This is a genomic window from Rivularia sp. UHCC 0363, assembly GCF_034931125.1.
GTDB lineage: Bacteria > Cyanobacteriota > Cyanobacteriia > Cyanobacteriales > Nostocaceae > Rivularia.
In genome coordinates this window covers 112,660-128,611 of sequence record NZ_JAYGHM010000006.1, presented here as the reverse complement: position 1 = coordinate 128,611, position 15,952 = coordinate 112,660, and the positions used below count along the sequence as shown (strand labels likewise).

The following is a 15,952-nucleotide window of genomic DNA, read 5'->3' as shown; positions in this document are numbered from 1 at the left end:
CATTGATAACTGACAATTGATAATTGATTTGATAACTTTCACTCAACGCAAAAACCAAAACCCCGGTTTAGCGGTTACTTTAACGCTTGAATTAACCGCAGAAGAACGCACTCGTTCGAGACATCAGTTTCTAGCTTCAGATGGACAAATGGTATGTTTACGTTTACCTAGAGGAACTGTATTACAAAATGGTGATATTTTACAAGATGAAACCAATAGTATTTTAATCAAAATTATCGCCAAAACTGAACCAGTTTTAACCGTAACTGCTCGAAGTCAGCTAGATTTAATTAAGGCTGCCTATCATTTGGGAAACCGTCACGTACAGTTAGAAATTACACCGCATCATTTGCGTTTTTCTCCCGATTCAGTGTTACGTCAAATGCTAGAAAATCTTGGTTTACAAGTAACAGAGGATATTCTACCTTTTCAACCAGAAACAGGTGCATATGGACACCATTAAAGGACAAGGGGACAAGGGGACAAGGGGAGAAAAAACTAATTTTAAATTGTTCCTTCCGCTCCTTCTGCTTTTTTAATTCCTAATTCCTAACTCCTAACTCCTAATTCCTAACTCCTAACTTCTAATTATTTAATCCAAAATCCATTGACGCGCAAGCGTCTTCTCGTAGAGTAATCTAAAATCTAAAATTGATTGACTGTAATCTTCTTTGTCTTTTACAACTTGTCAGTCCCGCTTTACCCGTGGGAGCATATAGTTATTCGGAAGGATTGGAAACACTGGTTGAACAGAAGATAATTAACGATACTCAAAGTCTGAAACATTGGTTAACTCAAGAACTACATTATGGTACGATTCGGTTAGAAGCAGCAGTGATGTTAAGAGCTTATCGTGCGGTAAAAATGCAGGATTTAGCAGCCGTTACCTATTGGAATAATTGGCTCACAGCAGCACGAGAAACCGAAGAATTACGCAATCAATCTCATCAAATGGGGGGTTCCTTGATTCGGTTATTAAAAGAGCTACAGCCGCAAATGATGCCGATAATCACGGCTTGTGGTACTCCTTGCAACTTTGCGATCGCGTTTGGGATTGCTGCTGCAAATTGGGAAATTAATCCAACTGCTGCATTACTAGGATATCTATACAGTTGGGTCAATAATTTAATTACCGCTGGGATAAAGCTGATTCCTTTAGGACAAACAGCAGGACAATTATTATTACTAGAATTGCAAGAATTACTCAGCGCGATCGCAACAGAAATTATCAACTTACAGGACGATGATTTAAGCTGTTGTAGTTGGGGTTTATCTTTAGCAAGTATGGCACACGAACAGCAGTACACAAGATTGTTTCGCAGCTAATTTCAATTATCAATCAACAATTATCAAATATCAAAATAAATCATGAGTTTCCGAGTTGGTGTTGCTGGTCCGGTGGGTTCGGGAAAGACTGCTTTAGTCGAAGCTTTGTGTAAATCCATGCGCGATTCTTATCAAATTGCAGTTGTGACAAATGATATTTACACTCAGGAAGATGCACAATTTTTAACCAAATCTGAAGCGTTAGCAAAAGAAAGAATTATTGGTGTAGAAACTGGTGGTTGTCCTCATACTGCTATCCGGGAAGATGCTTCGATGAATTTAGCGGCAATTGAACAGTTAGAAATACGTTTCTCTGATTTAAATTTAGTATTTTTAGAAAGTGGTGGTGATAATTTAGCTGCAACTTTTAGTCCGGAATTAGTCGATTTGACCATTTACGTAATTGATGTCGCTGCTGGAGATAAAATTCCTCGTAAAGGTGGACCAGGTATTACTAAATCCGATTTATTAGTAATAAATAAAATTGATTTAGCTCCCTATGTTGGTGCGGATTTACAAATCATGGAAAGAGATACATTAAAAATGCGTGGAGAGAAACCTTTTGTATTTACAAATTTGAAAAAACAAGAAGGTTTAACGAAGATTGTCGAGTTTGTTTCAACAAATATTTGTTAGTAATAATCACCTCCCCTGGTTTTGATTGTAGTGCGATCGCGTAGCGTGTCCGTAAGGACAACCGTCTCGCTCGCTGGTAGTCAAAAGCTTTTTTAATCGTCTAAGAATTGATAACTGCCTTTACCAGATGTGATTAATTACTTTTGTATATTTAAGTACATAATATAAAAAGTTAAGATTTAAATTATAATATTAAAGAATAAAATACTATATTTATTTAAAAATAAATATTCGGAGGGTAAATGGCGCAGAATAGCACTTGTGGGGCGCTGTTAATTATTGGCGGTGCGGAAGATAAACAAGGTGAATGCGAGCTTCTGCGAGAATTTATTCGTTACGCAGGAGGAGCGAAAGCAAGAGTTGTAATTATTACATCTGCAACTGACTTACCCATAGAAGTAGGACAGGAATATATTCGCGTATTCGAGCAGTTGGGTATAGAAGATGCCCGCATAATTGATACTAGAAGCAAAGAAGATGCAGATTCCTCGACTGCATTGCAAGATATTGAGAAAGCTACTGGTGTATTCTTTACTGGAGGAGATCAAGCCAGAATCGTCAATACGATTAAAGATACTCGATTGGATGCAGCGCTTCACCGACGCTTTTCTGAAGGAATAATAGTAGCAGGTACCAGCGCTGGGGCTGCGATAATGCCAGATATGATGATTTCTGATGGTGATTCCGAAACACATCCCCGAATGGAAATTGTCAAAATGTCTCCCGGAATGGGTTTTTTCCCAGGAGTGATTATAGACCAGCATTTTTCGCAACGCGCCCGTATGGGACGTTTGATTTCAGCTTTAGCACAGCAACAACAAGCAGTTTTAGGATTTGGAATTGATGAAAATACCGGGATGTTAGTTGTAAATAACAAAATTAAAGTGATTGGAGAAGGTGCTGTTACTATAATTGACCATACAGATCTGACTCACAGCAATATTGAGAATATTTTAATCGATGAAGGTTTGGCGATTTGCGGTGCAAAGCTGCATATCCTACCACGAGGATATGAATTTGATTTAGAAACTCGTAAACCGATTTTGAATCAGTTAGTTGTTAGGAGTTAGGAGTTAGGAGTTAAGAGTTAGGAGTTAAGAGTTAAGAGTTAAGAGTTAGTAATAATTATTTCCCCTTGTCCCCTTGTCCCCCCATCTCCCCATCCCCTCATCTCCCCATCTCCCCATCTCCCCATCCCCCCATCCCCTCATCTCCCCTCTTAATTAATCCCACTGCCAAACGGCTGTGATAATATTAGAGATTGCTGCCTAGATTAAAGAAAAAAGTCGATTTATGAGCCTAACACAAGAGCGAAAACAAGAATTAATCTCCCAATACCAAGTTCACGAAACCGATACTGGTTCTGGTGAAGTACAAGTTGCGATGCTTACCGATCGCATTAACCGCTTGAGCAAACATTTGCAAATTAATAAAAAAGACCATTCTTCCCGTCGGGGACTATTGAAAATGATTGGTCAACGTAAGCGTCTTTTGGCTTATATTCAAAGTGGAGACCGCGAACGTTATAAAACTTTAATTCAAAGTCTCGGTATTCGTGGATAAATAAAAGAGCCGCTGATTATGTCTGCCGATGAACGCAACCGCTTACCTTTTGAACCTGAGAAAAAGCGCCAAAAGCCGGTCAAAAAGAAGGCTCAAGTGCCAATAGTTAATGAAAAATTGTCTGAGGACTCAAAGCAAAAAAAACCTCCTTTTACTAAACAGGAAATGGCTATTCCTCAAGTTGTTAGCCAGCGGATGGTTAGACGAGTAGCTTGGTTATGTGGAGTACCAACCATTTTAGGTATTCTGACTTTAGTAGCGAGCTATTTGCTGATCATCTACACTGACATCAAGCTTCCTCCGATACTGGTATTGCTTGTCAATATGGGACTGTTTGGTTTGGGAGTATTGGGAATTAGTTATGGAGTTCTTTCCGCTTCTTGGGATGAACACAGAGTGGGGACTAGGCTCGGTTTGAGCGAGTTTACTACCAATTGGGGACGAATGGTAGCAGGTTGGCGCGAAACTCGGCAAAAAAAAGTATAAATAAGATGAAGGATGAATTATGCAAATTTCATTCTTCATACTTGATTTTAATTAAAACTTTAAATTCGAGATTTAGCTGCGATCGCAAAGCACAACTTTCATCGACACTCCACCGCTAGGAACAATAGTAATCCCTCGACGCACTGGATTTACTGGTTTTTGTTCGGCTAATTCCAATTTAAATCTGGATAAAATCGTCGCTAATATCAACTTCATTTCATACATTGCAAAAGCGGAACCGATACAGCCGCGATAACCTCCCCCAAAAGGTAGATATTCAAATGCAGAAAACTTTTGATTGAGAAATCTTTCGGGAATGAATTTATCTGGTTGTTGATAAGTCGCTTCCTGACGATGAGCTAAATATATGCAGGGAACCAAAACTGTACCCGAATCAAATTTTTCTCCCGCAACTTCTACTCGATCTACAGCCATCCGAGGAGTGCAAATCAAAGCGATGGGGTGAAGTCGCATAGTTTCGCAGCAAACTGCATTTAAATAGGGTAGTTGAGCTATTTGTAAGAAATTACTATTATCTAAATCTTGTAATTCTTGGATTAATTTATCTTTTACCTCTAAATGCGAGTGAATCATATAAAATAACCACGCTAAAACTCCAGATGTGGTTTCGTAACCCAAAAGTAGTAAAGAAACTAGTTGGTCGCGCAATTCTTTATCTGTCATTTTCCCCCCTTCTTCGTCACTCGCTGACATTAATAAGCTCAAAATATCTGTATCCAAATTTTCGCGACTAATTCTACGTTCGGAAATCTCTGCATAGATTAATCGATCAATTTCTTCGCGTTTTTTGAGATAATTTCCCCACGGACTCCATTTTCCGAAATCTTGCTGTAAAGGAGGAAAGAAAAACAAGCTGGAATACCAAGGTTTTGTAATATCATCTAATAGCGTAGTTAGTAATTTGATTAACTTATCGTAACGTTCCCCTGGAGTAATTCCAAATACCACTTGCAGGATAATTTGTAAAGTAATATCCGGCATTACTTGCTGCATGGAAACGGTATTGCCAACCTGCCAATTGCGCGTTACATCTTGAGTAATCCGAATTATTATATCTCCGTAAGAATTAAGGCGATCGCCGTGAAAGGGAGGCATTAATAATTGTCTTTGACGATTGTGCGATTTACCTTCTTGAAAAACGATGGAATCACTACCAAATAAAGGTTTAAATACGTGAGTAGCTTTTTTAAAATCTAATTTTTTAGCAGGAATTGCGAAACAATCATCAATAGCTTGGGGACTGCTAAAAAACACAACTGGTGGTGAATTTACACCTAATACTCGTAAAGTAAAAGTATCCCCGTATTTTGCCGCTTGATTATCAAAAAACTTTGTGGGATTAACAATTAGCTGTAGCGTTTGGATTAAGGAATTTGTCATCTTTAGGTCAAAGTTCAAAGGTCAAAGGTCAAAGTTTGAATTCTTTTCCCCTGTCCTATTCTCCCACTTTTCTAATCTCTAATATCTTTTTATAGCTAAAATACCCGCAGCCCAGAAGGCTGGGGCTGATATTACAAAGCCTACGCAGTTAGGCTAAATTAAGCGCGTCTTTATAAAGAAACGGTTAAGCACCAAATTTCGAGAAAATCCCTGCATCTTAACCGACTGTTTCTAAACTGCGATTCACCGCTCGCTTACCTTTAACAAGCATTTGAATCGGACGATTTGGACCAGTTACTAAACCGCGACGCTGAGGTTTTATCTCACCATTATCAATTAAATCCAAATCTAAATTTTTCAGAATCTTTGTTAGTATCAATTTCATTTCAAGTTGAGCCAACGCCATCCCAATACAGCGTCTTGCACCTCCACCAAAAGGTATAAATTCGTAGGGTGAAAACTGTCTTTCTAAAAAGCGTTCTGGTTTAAATTTCTTGGGTTCGGGATATAAATCTTCTCGTTGATGAACCGAATAAATAGAACCATATAATAATGTACCTGGTTCCAAATCGTGACCGCACAACGAAACGGGTTTTTCTACCTTTCGCTGAAATAAAAGTATTCCTACTGGATAAATTCGTAAGGTTTCATTGCAAACTGCGTTGAGATATGGCAGTTTATTGATGGTACTAAAGTCAGTATTTTCGTTTAAATTATCGAGTTCTGCTAATAGTTTTTCCCGCACTTCAGGGAATTTGTGAATCCAGTACAAAGCCCAAGTTAAAGCAGTTGCTGTAGTTTCGTGACCTGCTGTTAATAGAGTCATCAATTCATCGCTTAATTCCACATTAGTCATGGCTTCACCGTTTTCGTCCCGCGCTGCCATTAACATACTTAAAACATCAGTACGCGAATCATCGGGTGAAGCGCGACGTTCTTCTATTTCGTCATTTAGCAATTGATAAACTCGTTCCCGCTCGCGGAGAAAATTACCCCAATAACTTTTCGCACCCAAATCCTTTTGTAAAACGGGAAAAATTAAAAAAGCGGCTTTAAGAGGGGAACTTCCTCCTGCATCCAGCATTGAACCGAGAAGTTTTTCTAATTCCGTAGCGCGATCGCCTTCATAAATCCCAAACACTGCCTGCATTATCACCCGCATGGTAATAGCCTGCATCCCATCTCGGACGGAAAATTGTTTCCCAACCTCCCACTGACTCATTATTTGCGACGTGACCCGATTTATCACTTCCCCGTAGCAACGTATGCGATCGCCATGAAAGCTCGGCATCAATAACTGACGTTGACGACGATGTGCATTACCGCTCGCCATAATTACAGAATGCTTTCCCATCAACGGTTCAAAAGGTTTGTTTCCTTCTGATGGAACGCTAAAATCCTTCGTATCGTTAGTGAGTATGTGCTGTAGCGCTTGCGGATTGCTAATAAAAACCACAGGAGATTTCAAATTTAAAGTGTAAATATCTCCGTAGCGTTTAGCGCATTTTTCCAGCACCGATAAAGGATTGACGATAAACTGAAACATTTGAATGAATGAAGGGGCTTGCGGTCCGTTTGGTAATTTCATCGGCTTTGACCAAATAATCTTTTGTTAATAGTAATTATTTTTAAGATTTTGGACACCGGGAGAAGGAGAGATAATTCGTAATTATTAACTCCTCACTCCTAACTCCTCACTCTTTTAGTCCAAAATCAAAATAACGAGCCATCATCACTTTGATTTCTTCTTCGTTTGGTAGCCAGTAGCTAGCTGCAAACTCTTGTCTACTGCTGACTCTACCGGGTAAGGTAAACATTTGGATATTCGAGCGATCGATTTTGACTCCAAAGTTAACTAAAGTTAGTAAACTATCAAGTGTTAAGTTTGTATCAATATTTTCTTTAACCGTACTGAGAATAATTGGCGATCGCGCTAATGTTGCTGGGTTTAATGACTGTTCTATCAAGGCTTTGATTAACATCTGCTGCCGTTGAATGCGTCCGATATCGCCTTGTCCATCGTTACGGAAGCGTAATAATTGTAGTGCTTGGTCGCCGTTGAGATGTTGTTGTCCGGCTTTAAGATTAATATATAAATGCTGAGAATCATCTTGATATTTCAAATCTTTAGGAACGTTAACTGTTACACCTCCCAAAGCATCAACAAGTTTACCGACTCCCAAAACGTTGATCCGAATATAACCGTCTATTTCTACATTACCTAATAAATTACTGACGCTTTTAGCACTTAAATAAGCGCCAGCCAAGTTATTAGCAGCATTAATTTTTCTTAAACCATATCCTTCTATTTCCGTGCGGGTATCTCTAGGAATAGAAAGCATATTTAACTGCTTATTTTTTGGATCAAACCGAATCAATAACATTACATCTGAAAGTCCATCAAAGGAATTTACTTGCGGTAAATATCCCAATCTTTTTGTATCTTGTGGTGCATTTTGCGTATCTGGAGGAAGTACGCTCATCCCCATTACCAAAATATTTACAGGACGATTTAGCTGTAAAAATTGTCCTTCAAAAGTAGAATTCCTTTGAAAAAACTTCGCTTCTTCCGGGGTCAGATTAGCCTGCATAAACGGTTTGGTATTTAGAAAAACTCCAAATGACCCTCCTGCAACAGCCGATACTATGGCAAGTATACCCATTTTGCCCCAGAACCCCCGCTTACTTTTTATCTGGGTTTCCTTATGAATCAATTCCTTAAATTTTTCCATAAATGAAATTAGGGTAAATAACTCAAATTTACTAATTTATAACTACAGTTCGGCTGCTGTTAATTGCGTAAAATCTTACAGTAATATCGCATTCATATGCATGAGTATAATTCTCTTAATCAATTGTTCTTTTCTAATTAACTTAAAATTGTTTGTTTGAGCTTTTCTCGTAATTATTTAAGTACCTTCACTGCAACTTCTAACTCTTCTAGGTTCATATCTTGAGCATTTTTTAAAGTTAAATCTTCAAATACCACTGTTCCAAAAGGTTTGATTGACCCAAATTGAGCGTTTAAAAACATTCCCGCAGCATCTTTTAAATTACTTTCAAATTCACTTTTACATTGATGAATGATTCTAAATATAGATATAGATATAGGTATATTGATGATTATTCTTCATCCCAAGCTCAAACCCATGACCAAAACTTAAACTAGCCGTAAAGCGATCGCCATTAATTGACTATAATTTTGTTTCTTTATAATACTAGATACAAACTCTTCACTGTTTCTTATATAACGAGCGTGAAAAAATGATGTTCTACTAGGAAAATACTGACTATTTCGTAAAATATAATACTTTTTCTTTTTCCAAAGAAAAATTTATTATTTAAGTAAATATCACCTAACCTTTGTGTTGAATGCGACGCATAATTTAGATATTGGCTCAAAAGAGAAAGAAATTATATTCATGCTTAAGAACTTATTTACTGTTGCTGCTTTATGTGCGATCGCGACCGTTGCTCATCCTGATTCTTTTGAAACTGATAACCATGCATTCCTCATCAAGGAAGGAAAATATTCACAAGCAAGCGTACCTGAATCAAACATTATTTTAGGAATATTAGCTGTTAGTGGCAGCATATTTGTAGGAAACCGCAAGCAAGAAAAGTTTGTAAAGTAAAACAGTAAATAAGTCTTTTTCTAAGTAAAGATATTTTGAAAAGTTATTTGCAAAACAAATTCAAATTCCGTCCTGCTACCTGAATAAAAATTAGCAGACTTTTATTTGTTAGCAGTTAATAATTCAAACCTTTTCTAGATCTCCTATCCATTCCCTATTCATTCAATTTTTCTAGTAACTGACTAACTTCTTGTGCTTTCTCCGGCTGGCGTTTTTGTAATACTTCTTTAGCTTGTTGCAAATATTCAATCGCTATAGATTTTTTTTCTTGCTGCATATAAATTCGACTTAAACGTAAATAAGCATCTGCTTTTTTAGGTGCGCGAGTAATCACCTCTTGATATCTTTCAATTGCTTCTTCGACCTTTCCTTGTTTCAATAAAGAATCGCCTAAAAGTAAGCGAACTACATCATTAGTAGAATTAATAGAAGTTACGCGACGAAAAACAGCTTCTGCATTTGGATAATCTTTTTGTTGGTAGAGTTCGAGTCCTTTTTGAAATAAATTAGAGGTAATTAAAGTCTTCCACGCAAAATAAATTAGCAGAGAAATACTTGAAATAACTATAATAACTGGAACAACGGTATTTAATTGCAGTTCTAACATAAAACAAACTAATAAAAATTAGGAGTGAGGAGTGAGGAGTTAGGAGTTACAAAATTATTAAAGATTAAAAACCACTAACCCAAAAGACAAGAAATCGGAAAAACTAGATATTCAAGGTAAAACAACTTCCAAATAAACTTGTAAGCAGTAGCTATAGAACTTTTATCTTCTAAATCAGTTTGCTGAGTGCGCCACCACATCAGACCCAAAAACACAAATTGAGTGGCGATCAAGAATACTGAATTAACTTGTGTAAAGCCCAATATTGCAAACAAAATCATTCCAACGTAACAAACAGTTAATAGCCAGCGAGAAAGATTAAAAACCGCTTCCTTACCCAATTTGATCGTAAAAGTAGTGATGTTGTACTGAAAGTCGCCTTCCATATCAGGGATATCCTTAAAAATTGCGATCGCGACTGTAAACACCAAGATAAACCAGGTCAAAGCCCATACCGCAGGTGGAATCGATTGTTTAGCTTGCAGTACCCAAGAAAAATGCAAAAATAATCCTAAATTAACAACAGCCCCTCGTACCGAAAAAATACAAATTGCTGCCCAAAAAGGAAATCTTTTTAAACGAATTGGTGGTAAAGAATAAGCCGTACCAATCGCTAAACTGATAGCTACCATTGCAAATAGAAAAGGTCCTAGCAACCAAGATAACGAGAGCGCCAAAACACCCGTAATAACTACAATTATCTCCCCCGTGCGTTGCGTAAACTCTCCAGAAGCAACAGGTAAATGAGGTTTATTAATTTTGTCGATTTCCACATCTTGCAGTTGATTGAGTCCCACAATATAGACATTCCCCAACAAACAACTTACCCAAGCACCTAAAACAGAAAGTACGGAAGAAGAATTTTGGAATGGGATACTATTATTTAAAGCAATCGCAACAACATATAATCCCAAAACGCTCAAACTCGTACCATAAATCGTATGAGGACGAGAAAACTTCCAAAAAGCATACAACCAGCTACTTTGCAACCCTGTTTGTGAAACTTGACTCATAATAATTTTAGATTTTAGATTTTAGATTGGTAATTGGGGATTGGTAATTGGGGATTGGTAATTGGTAATTGTAAATGGGGAGTAACGAGTAGCAAGCGAATTATTCTTCCCCTTGTCCCCCCATCCCCTTATCCCCTACCCCTTATTCCCGGTTAACAAACCGAATTTAATTAAACCGCGTTCGTAACCGTCACGCATTAAACCCAAAGACATCGCTCCTTGAATTGTTTTCCAACCAGCAAGCAGTAAACCAAAAAATGCCTTGGGGGTAAAAGCCGAGTCAATTACTATATTCCAAAAAGGTGCTACAGCTTGCGACCAATCGGCAGTACGGATGTTTTGTAAAGGTAGTAGACGAGCGATCGCTTCATATTCGGGTAATGAAATCACATAAGGTAAGCAATAAACTTCATAGATCTGCTCTAAATGCTTTTTTTCTTCTGGACTCAAAGGTGATTCATCTGTAGGACGATGACACCAAGTCACCATAATCAACTTTCCTCCCGGCTTGAGTACCCGGTAGCATTCTTGCATAAACCTGTTTTTATCTGGCATATGCTCGCCGCTTTCCAAGGACCAAACCAAGTCAAAACTGTTGTCCTCGAAGGGCATATTTAAGGCATCTGCTACTTGAAAATTGGTTCTACCTCGTAAACCAAATTCAACAGCCCGCTCAGAAGCCCTTCGTGCTTGTACCGGACTCAAAGTGATACCAGTTGCCGTCGCGTTAAATTTCTCCGCTAAATATAAAGAACTACCACCGATACCACAACCGACATCTAAAATATTTTGAGCTTGCTGCACTTGGGCCCATTGCAATAACTCCTCAATTAAGTCGATTTGTGCCTGACGACGGTTTTTTTCTTCCCTACCGTCTGCACCGTAATAACCGTGATGCATATGTTCCCCCCATATCTCTTCCCAGAGACCGGAGGAAGCATCGTAGAACTGCTGAATTTGCTGGCTTAGTGTGGCACTCATGAATTAAATAATGTGTTTTGACTGTTGCAAAATATAAAATACATATATTGGTAGGCTACCATGTGTGTTTTTAATTAAATCAAATTAATTAAATCAAACTGTTTTGTTGGCATAAGGAAAAAGACTCCATCCGCAATAAGATGGAATAATTCGTGGTTCAAGCTTTTATATGACCGTTCCTCAAAAAATTTGCATTGGCTTTTTGGCAGTAGTCTTTGTAGGAACAATCCTACTAATGATGCCTTTTTCTACAGCTACTGGTACCTGGAATGACCCAGTTGTGGCTTTGTTTACTGCAACTTCAGCGGTTTGCGTAACGGGTTTGGCTGTAGTTGATACTGGTACCGATTTTTCCTTCTGGGGTCAGTTGTGCATTATGTTGCTTGCACAAGTCGGTGGGTTGGGCTACATGACATTTACAACCTTTTTAATCATGTTGACCGGACGTAGATTTGATTTAAGACACAAAATCGCCATTCAACAATCCTTAGATCGACGAGAAATGCAGGGTAGCGGTCAAATTATTCGCTCAATTATCGCCACAACTTTACTGTTTGAAATTACGGGAATCTTTTTATTATTGCTCGTTTTTGTCCCGGATTTTGGCTGGCAAAAAGGAATGTGGCTGGCAATTTTTCACAGTGTCAGCGCTTGGAACAATGCAGGTTTTAGCTTGTTTTCTAATAGTTTGATCGATTACAATTCTTCTACATTACTAGTATTGACTATTTCGGGATTAATTATATTCGGCGGTATCGGATATCAAGTAATATTAGAAATGTTTTTTTGGTTGCGCGATCGCTTACGTAAAATACCGCGTCATATTGTATTATCCCTTGACTACAAAGTTGCCATTAGTACAACAATATTTTTATTAATTTTAGGTACTCTAGCCTTTTTCTTCGTAGAGATAAAAAATACCAAAACTTTAGGCGATCTCAACTTTCGCAGCCAATTATTAGCCGCATTATTTCAATCGGTGACTACAAGAACTGCTGGTTTTAACAGCATTGATATCGGTGGTATGACAACTGCGGGGTTATTTATTACCATTGCTTTTATGTTTGTTGGAGCAAGTCCTGGTGGTACTGGAGGAGGAATGAAAACTACAACTCTAAGAGTATTAAGTAGCTGTACTAAATCAATTCTACAAGGTAAAGAACAAGTTTTGCTCTACGAACGCCGCATTGCTGTATCTTTAATTTTAAAAGCTGTTGGCGTTGTCGTTGGTTCTGTAACAGTAGTAATATTTTGTACTATTCTCATATCTCTTACAGACCCTAACCTTGATTTTATTCAAATCTTGTTTGAAGTAGTTTCGGCTTATGCAACTGTCGGACTTTCAACAGGTATAACAGGCAATATCTCTATCTGGGGTAAGTTAATATTAATTCTAACTATGTATATGGGAAGAGTTGGTGTTTTACTGTTAATGTCTGCTGTACTTGGAGACCCCAAACCCAGCAGAATTCATTATCCTGAAGAAAATTTACTTGTTGGATAAATGTTGAGGACAGTTTATCGGTTTACAGTTGTCTTTTATAGATAATAATTTATCGCTGTAAACCAATAATTATTTATTTGACGAAATTCATATTTTGATGCATACAAAATATCTATAAATTAGCTTTGATTGACATTTGTGACTTGACTTATGAGAGGTATTTCAAGCGCAGGCTATGTTAACAAAATTCTGTGGAGTAATTCTATATTCGTATATGACCTTTATCTAATATCTAATTATTGATATATCAGAATAAATAAAATTTAGATAAAACAAATATGTTCAATACATCAGACTGATTTATCAACTTTTGAAAAATAACTTAAAAAAAATCAGTACATCACCTAACCTATTACTTGTGTTAATTATTTATTTAATTAGATCGGATTCCTATAGATTCAATTAAGCTGAAATGATAATATAATTACAATTGGTCAAAAAAATATTTTTTATTGATCGTGACCGATTTTATAACCTAGGCAAAGACAGCAATAATTAAGGATAATAAACTGTGAATCTGTCGTCATTAGGGTTTTTTCGCAACTTAAATAAAAGTAATCAGCAATTCGCTGTAATTGGATTAGGACGCTTTGGCCGTTCTGTCTGCTCAACTTTACATAAGTTAGGCTATGAAGTATTAGCAACGGATATTGAGGAAAAGCGGGTATCTCAAGCCTTGACGGAAGAAATAACTGGTCATGCTTTACAGCTAGACTCAACAGAAGCCGCTGCACTTAAAGAAGCAGGAATTTTTGAATTTGATACCGTAATTATTGCGATCGGGAATTATATCCAAGAAAGTATTATTACAACTTTAAATGTTAAGGAAGGTGGTGTACCTCACGTAGTAGCTAAAGCTTCTAGTGAAGTTCACTGCAAATTATTGCGAAAAGTTGGTGCGGATAGAGTTGTTTTTCCCGAATATGAAGCTGGGTGTGCTTTAGCACAAAGATTAACAAAACCAGCGATATTAGATACATTCGACCTCGATCCTGACAATAGCATTGTTGAAATAACGATTCCAAAAGAATTTGACGGAAAAACTGTTGCAGAATTGCAGCTTCGTAATCGCTATGGCTTGAACGTGCTGGCTATAAGTAATAACAGTAATGGCGGAAAATTTATTATCAATCCAGACCCCAATAAGCGTCTCGAAAAAGGTTCTGCAATGGTGGTGATTGGTCATAACAAAGATATAGGCCGCTTACCGATTTAATGCGGGTGAAATACAATTGTCCCTTTTTGATGGATTGCAAAGGGATATCTGGTCTTGATCGAGATGAGTTGGTGGATGTATCGGACTTAAGCGACAGATACATAGCAAAACAAAAACCGAGTTTTCAAATCAAAACCCGGTTCAAACGCGATCGCTGCACGGCTGCGGCGATCGCCTTACATTATTAAATTTGGTCTATTAACCCCAATCTTACAAATCTGGAGGCAAAATAACGTTATCAATGACGTGAATTACACCATTACTAGCTTTAATGTCAGGCTGAACCACAGTAGCATCATTGACCTGTACTCCTGTAGCTGGGTCAACTTTAACGCTAATTGGTCCACCTTCAACGCTTTTGACTTGACCAGATTTCAAATCGGTGGAAAGTACCATACCCGGTACTACATGATAGGTAAGTATTTTGACCAATACTTCTTTGTTTTCTGGCTTTAATAAATCTTGTACGGCATCTTGTGGCAACTTCGCAAATGCTGCATCGCTAGGAGCAAAAACTGTAAAAGGACCTTTTCCTTTTAAAGTCTCTTCCAATCCTGCTGCTTTCAAAGCCTTAGTTAGCACAGTAAACGAAGGATTTGACTCCGCTATGGTGATAATATCCTGATTCTCAGTTCCTGCGGATGGTTGAGTTGGTTCTGTTTCAGCACCCGGCATTGTTGGAGGTGTTGTTGGAGGTATTGTTGGGAGTTCTTCGGGTGAGGAAGGTGGTGTAGCTCCTGGATCTGACGGTGGTAATGGTGCTGGTGCTGGCACGGTTGAAGGTGTTCTATTTCCACAAGCAGCGCGGTTATAAGGACACTCATCCAAAATGCTAGGTCTGGGGTTAAGCGCTCCACCGCTTTGTGTCAATAATGTTTTAGTCGGTTTACCGTTCTTTTGTGTCCCTATAGCTGCTTCGTTATCAGTATTCAAGGGAACTACTGTTTGACTACGGTTATAAGGAGCCTCTGTGAAAACACTGGGACTCGGATTGAGCGCGTTATTTGCCCTCGCTGGCAAACCCATCAGTAAACTGATGCCTGTCACTCCCACAATGCCAGTTAATTTGGTCAGCAGATTGCTGTAATGGTATACCTTCATGTCGATTTATCTGGCTTTTATTCCACACTTTACATTAAAGACTTATAACATTTTATTAGGCAAAAAATCTAACCCGTAAGGTCTGATTTTTATTACTTTATTACAATGCTGGAGATACAGTATTTGCCAAAAATGATTTACTCAGAGGAAACTGATCGCAATATACTGCGACACTTTAATTGTTTAGGTTCTACTATGTATTTTGTATTTATTTTAGCATATCGAAATAGTTCTTGATAGCTTTTATACATTTAAGCTGCTTGAGATAAAGTAGACACAAGCCAAATTAAAAAATATTGCAAGTCATATAATTAACTTTGGAGTAAATAAATTATTTCTTATTAAAGATAGTGAATTGGAAAAGTTTATTTGTATAAGTACTAACGCAAAATTATTTATATAATTACTCGTGAATTATATAAACATTCCCCCCAACCCTATTCCCTCCCCAGACGAAATGTTTAATTTATTTTGCACGAGTAC

17 protein-coding genes are annotated in these 15,952 nt (G+C 37.7%); 10 read left to right on the top strand and 7 right to left on the bottom strand.

From position 1 onward, the window contains the following. The first annotated feature begins 28 nt into the window (after positions 1-28). The 6 genes from ureE (at position 29) to VB797_RS05575 (ending at position 4,011) form a co-directional block, all read left to right on the top strand. On the top strand, positions 29-463 hold the full coding sequence (gene ureE / locus VB797_RS05600; RefSeq protein ID WP_323236670.1) for an urease accessory protein UreE: 435 nt from the start codon (positions 29-31) through the stop codon (positions 461-463). Positions 464-651: 188 nt separating this feature from the next. Continuing rightward, on the top strand, positions 652-1,326 hold the full coding sequence (locus tag VB797_RS05595) for an urease accessory protein UreF (protein ID WP_323236669.1): 675 nt from the start codon (positions 652-654) through the stop codon (positions 1,324-1,326). 39 nt (positions 1,327-1,365) lie between these two features. Further along, positions 1,366-1,962, top strand: a complete 597-nt coding sequence (ureG, locus tag VB797_RS05590; RefSeq protein WP_323236717.1) for an urease accessory protein UreG — start codon at positions 1,366-1,368, stop codon at positions 1,960-1,962. Between the two features lie 242 nt (positions 1,963-2,204). Next, a complete protein-coding gene (locus VB797_RS05585) occupies positions 2,205-3,032 on the top strand; it encodes a cyanophycinase (RefSeq protein ID WP_323236668.1) in 828 nt (275 codons plus the stop codon). A 223-nt stretch (positions 3,033-3,255) separates the two neighbouring features. Further along, positions 3,256-3,525, top strand: coding sequence for a 30S ribosomal protein S15 (rpsO, locus tag VB797_RS05580; protein ID WP_323236667.1), 270 nt, complete (start codon positions 3,256-3,258; stop codon positions 3,523-3,525). Positions 3,526-3,543: 18 nt separating this feature from the next. After that, the gene (locus VB797_RS05575; RefSeq protein ID WP_323236666.1) at positions 3,544-4,011 is read left to right on the top strand and encodes a PAM68 family protein; all 468 of its coding nucleotides are present in this window, start codon (positions 3,544-3,546) and stop codon (positions 4,009-4,011) included. Between the two features lie 72 nt (positions 4,012-4,083). Here the strand turns inward: VB797_RS05575 and VB797_RS05570 are convergent, their stop codons facing one another. The 3 genes from VB797_RS05570 to VB797_RS05560 all read right to left on the bottom strand — a co-directional run bounded on the left by VB797_RS05570 (position 4,084) and on the right by VB797_RS05560 (position 8,075). Further along, complete coding sequence (locus tag VB797_RS05570; RefSeq protein WP_323236665.1) at positions 4,084-5,412, bottom strand: cytochrome P450; 1,329 nt, start codon at positions 5,410-5,412, stop codon at positions 4,084-4,086. Positions 5,413-5,629: 217 nt separating this feature from the next. Then, on the bottom strand, positions 5,630-7,000 hold the full coding sequence (locus VB797_RS05565; RefSeq protein ID WP_323236664.1) for a cytochrome P450: 1,371 nt from the start codon (positions 6,998-7,000) through the stop codon (positions 5,630-5,632). A gap of 106 nt (positions 7,001-7,106) precedes the next feature. Further along, on the bottom strand, positions 7,107-8,075 hold the full coding sequence (locus VB797_RS05560; protein ID WP_323236662.1) for an LCP family protein: 969 nt from the start codon (positions 8,073-8,075) through the stop codon (positions 7,107-7,109). Positions 8,076-8,834: 759 nt separating this feature from the next. Here VB797_RS05560 and VB797_RS05555 point away from each other — a divergent pair. Further along, a complete protein-coding gene (locus VB797_RS05555; RefSeq protein WP_323236661.1) occupies positions 8,835-9,047 on the top strand; it encodes a hypothetical protein in 213 nt (70 codons plus the stop codon). Positions 9,048-9,201: 154 nt separating this feature from the next. Here VB797_RS05555 and VB797_RS05550 read toward each other — a convergent pair whose 3' ends face one another. The 3 genes from VB797_RS05550 to VB797_RS05540 form a co-directional block, all read right to left on the bottom strand. Then, entirely contained in the window at positions 9,202-9,654 is a 453-nt protein-coding gene (locus VB797_RS05550; protein ID WP_323236660.1) for a tetratricopeptide repeat protein, read from the bottom strand. A gap of 74 nt (positions 9,655-9,728) precedes the next feature. After that, positions 9,729-10,667: a homogentisate phytyltransferase gene (locus VB797_RS05545; RefSeq protein WP_323236659.1), complete on the bottom strand. Its 939-nt coding sequence runs from the start codon at positions 10,665-10,667 to the stop codon at positions 9,729-9,731. 135 nt (positions 10,668-10,802) lie between these two features. Beyond that, a complete protein-coding gene (locus VB797_RS05540) occupies positions 10,803-11,648 on the bottom strand; it encodes a methyltransferase domain-containing protein (RefSeq protein WP_323236658.1) in 846 nt (281 codons plus the stop codon). 169 nt (positions 11,649-11,817) lie between these two features. Here VB797_RS05540 and VB797_RS05535 point away from each other — a divergent pair, with 169 nt between their 5' ends. From VB797_RS05535 to VB797_RS05525, 3 genes are all read left to right on the top strand, one after another. Continuing rightward, positions 11,818-13,152, top strand: a complete 1,335-nt coding sequence (locus VB797_RS05535) for a TrkH family potassium uptake protein (protein ID WP_323236657.1) — start codon at positions 11,818-11,820, stop codon at positions 13,150-13,152. Between the two features lie 511 nt (positions 13,153-13,663). Then, on the top strand, positions 13,664-14,368 hold the full coding sequence (locus VB797_RS05530) for a TrkA family potassium uptake protein (RefSeq protein ID WP_323236656.1): 705 nt from the start codon (positions 13,664-13,666) through the stop codon (positions 14,366-14,368). Between the two features lie 29 nt (positions 14,369-14,397). Further along, positions 14,398-14,556: a hypothetical protein gene (locus VB797_RS05525; protein WP_323236655.1), complete on the top strand. Its 159-nt coding sequence runs from the start codon at positions 14,398-14,400 to the stop codon at positions 14,554-14,556. A 22-nt stretch (positions 14,557-14,578) separates the two neighbouring features. Here VB797_RS05525 and VB797_RS05520 read toward each other — a convergent pair whose 3' ends face one another. Continuing rightward, positions 14,579-15,469 (bottom strand): fasciclin domain-containing protein, encoded by an 891-nt coding sequence (locus VB797_RS05520; RefSeq protein ID WP_323236654.1) that lies wholly within the window; start codon positions 15,467-15,469, stop codon positions 14,579-14,581. Positions 15,470-15,952 lie beyond the last annotated feature (483 nt).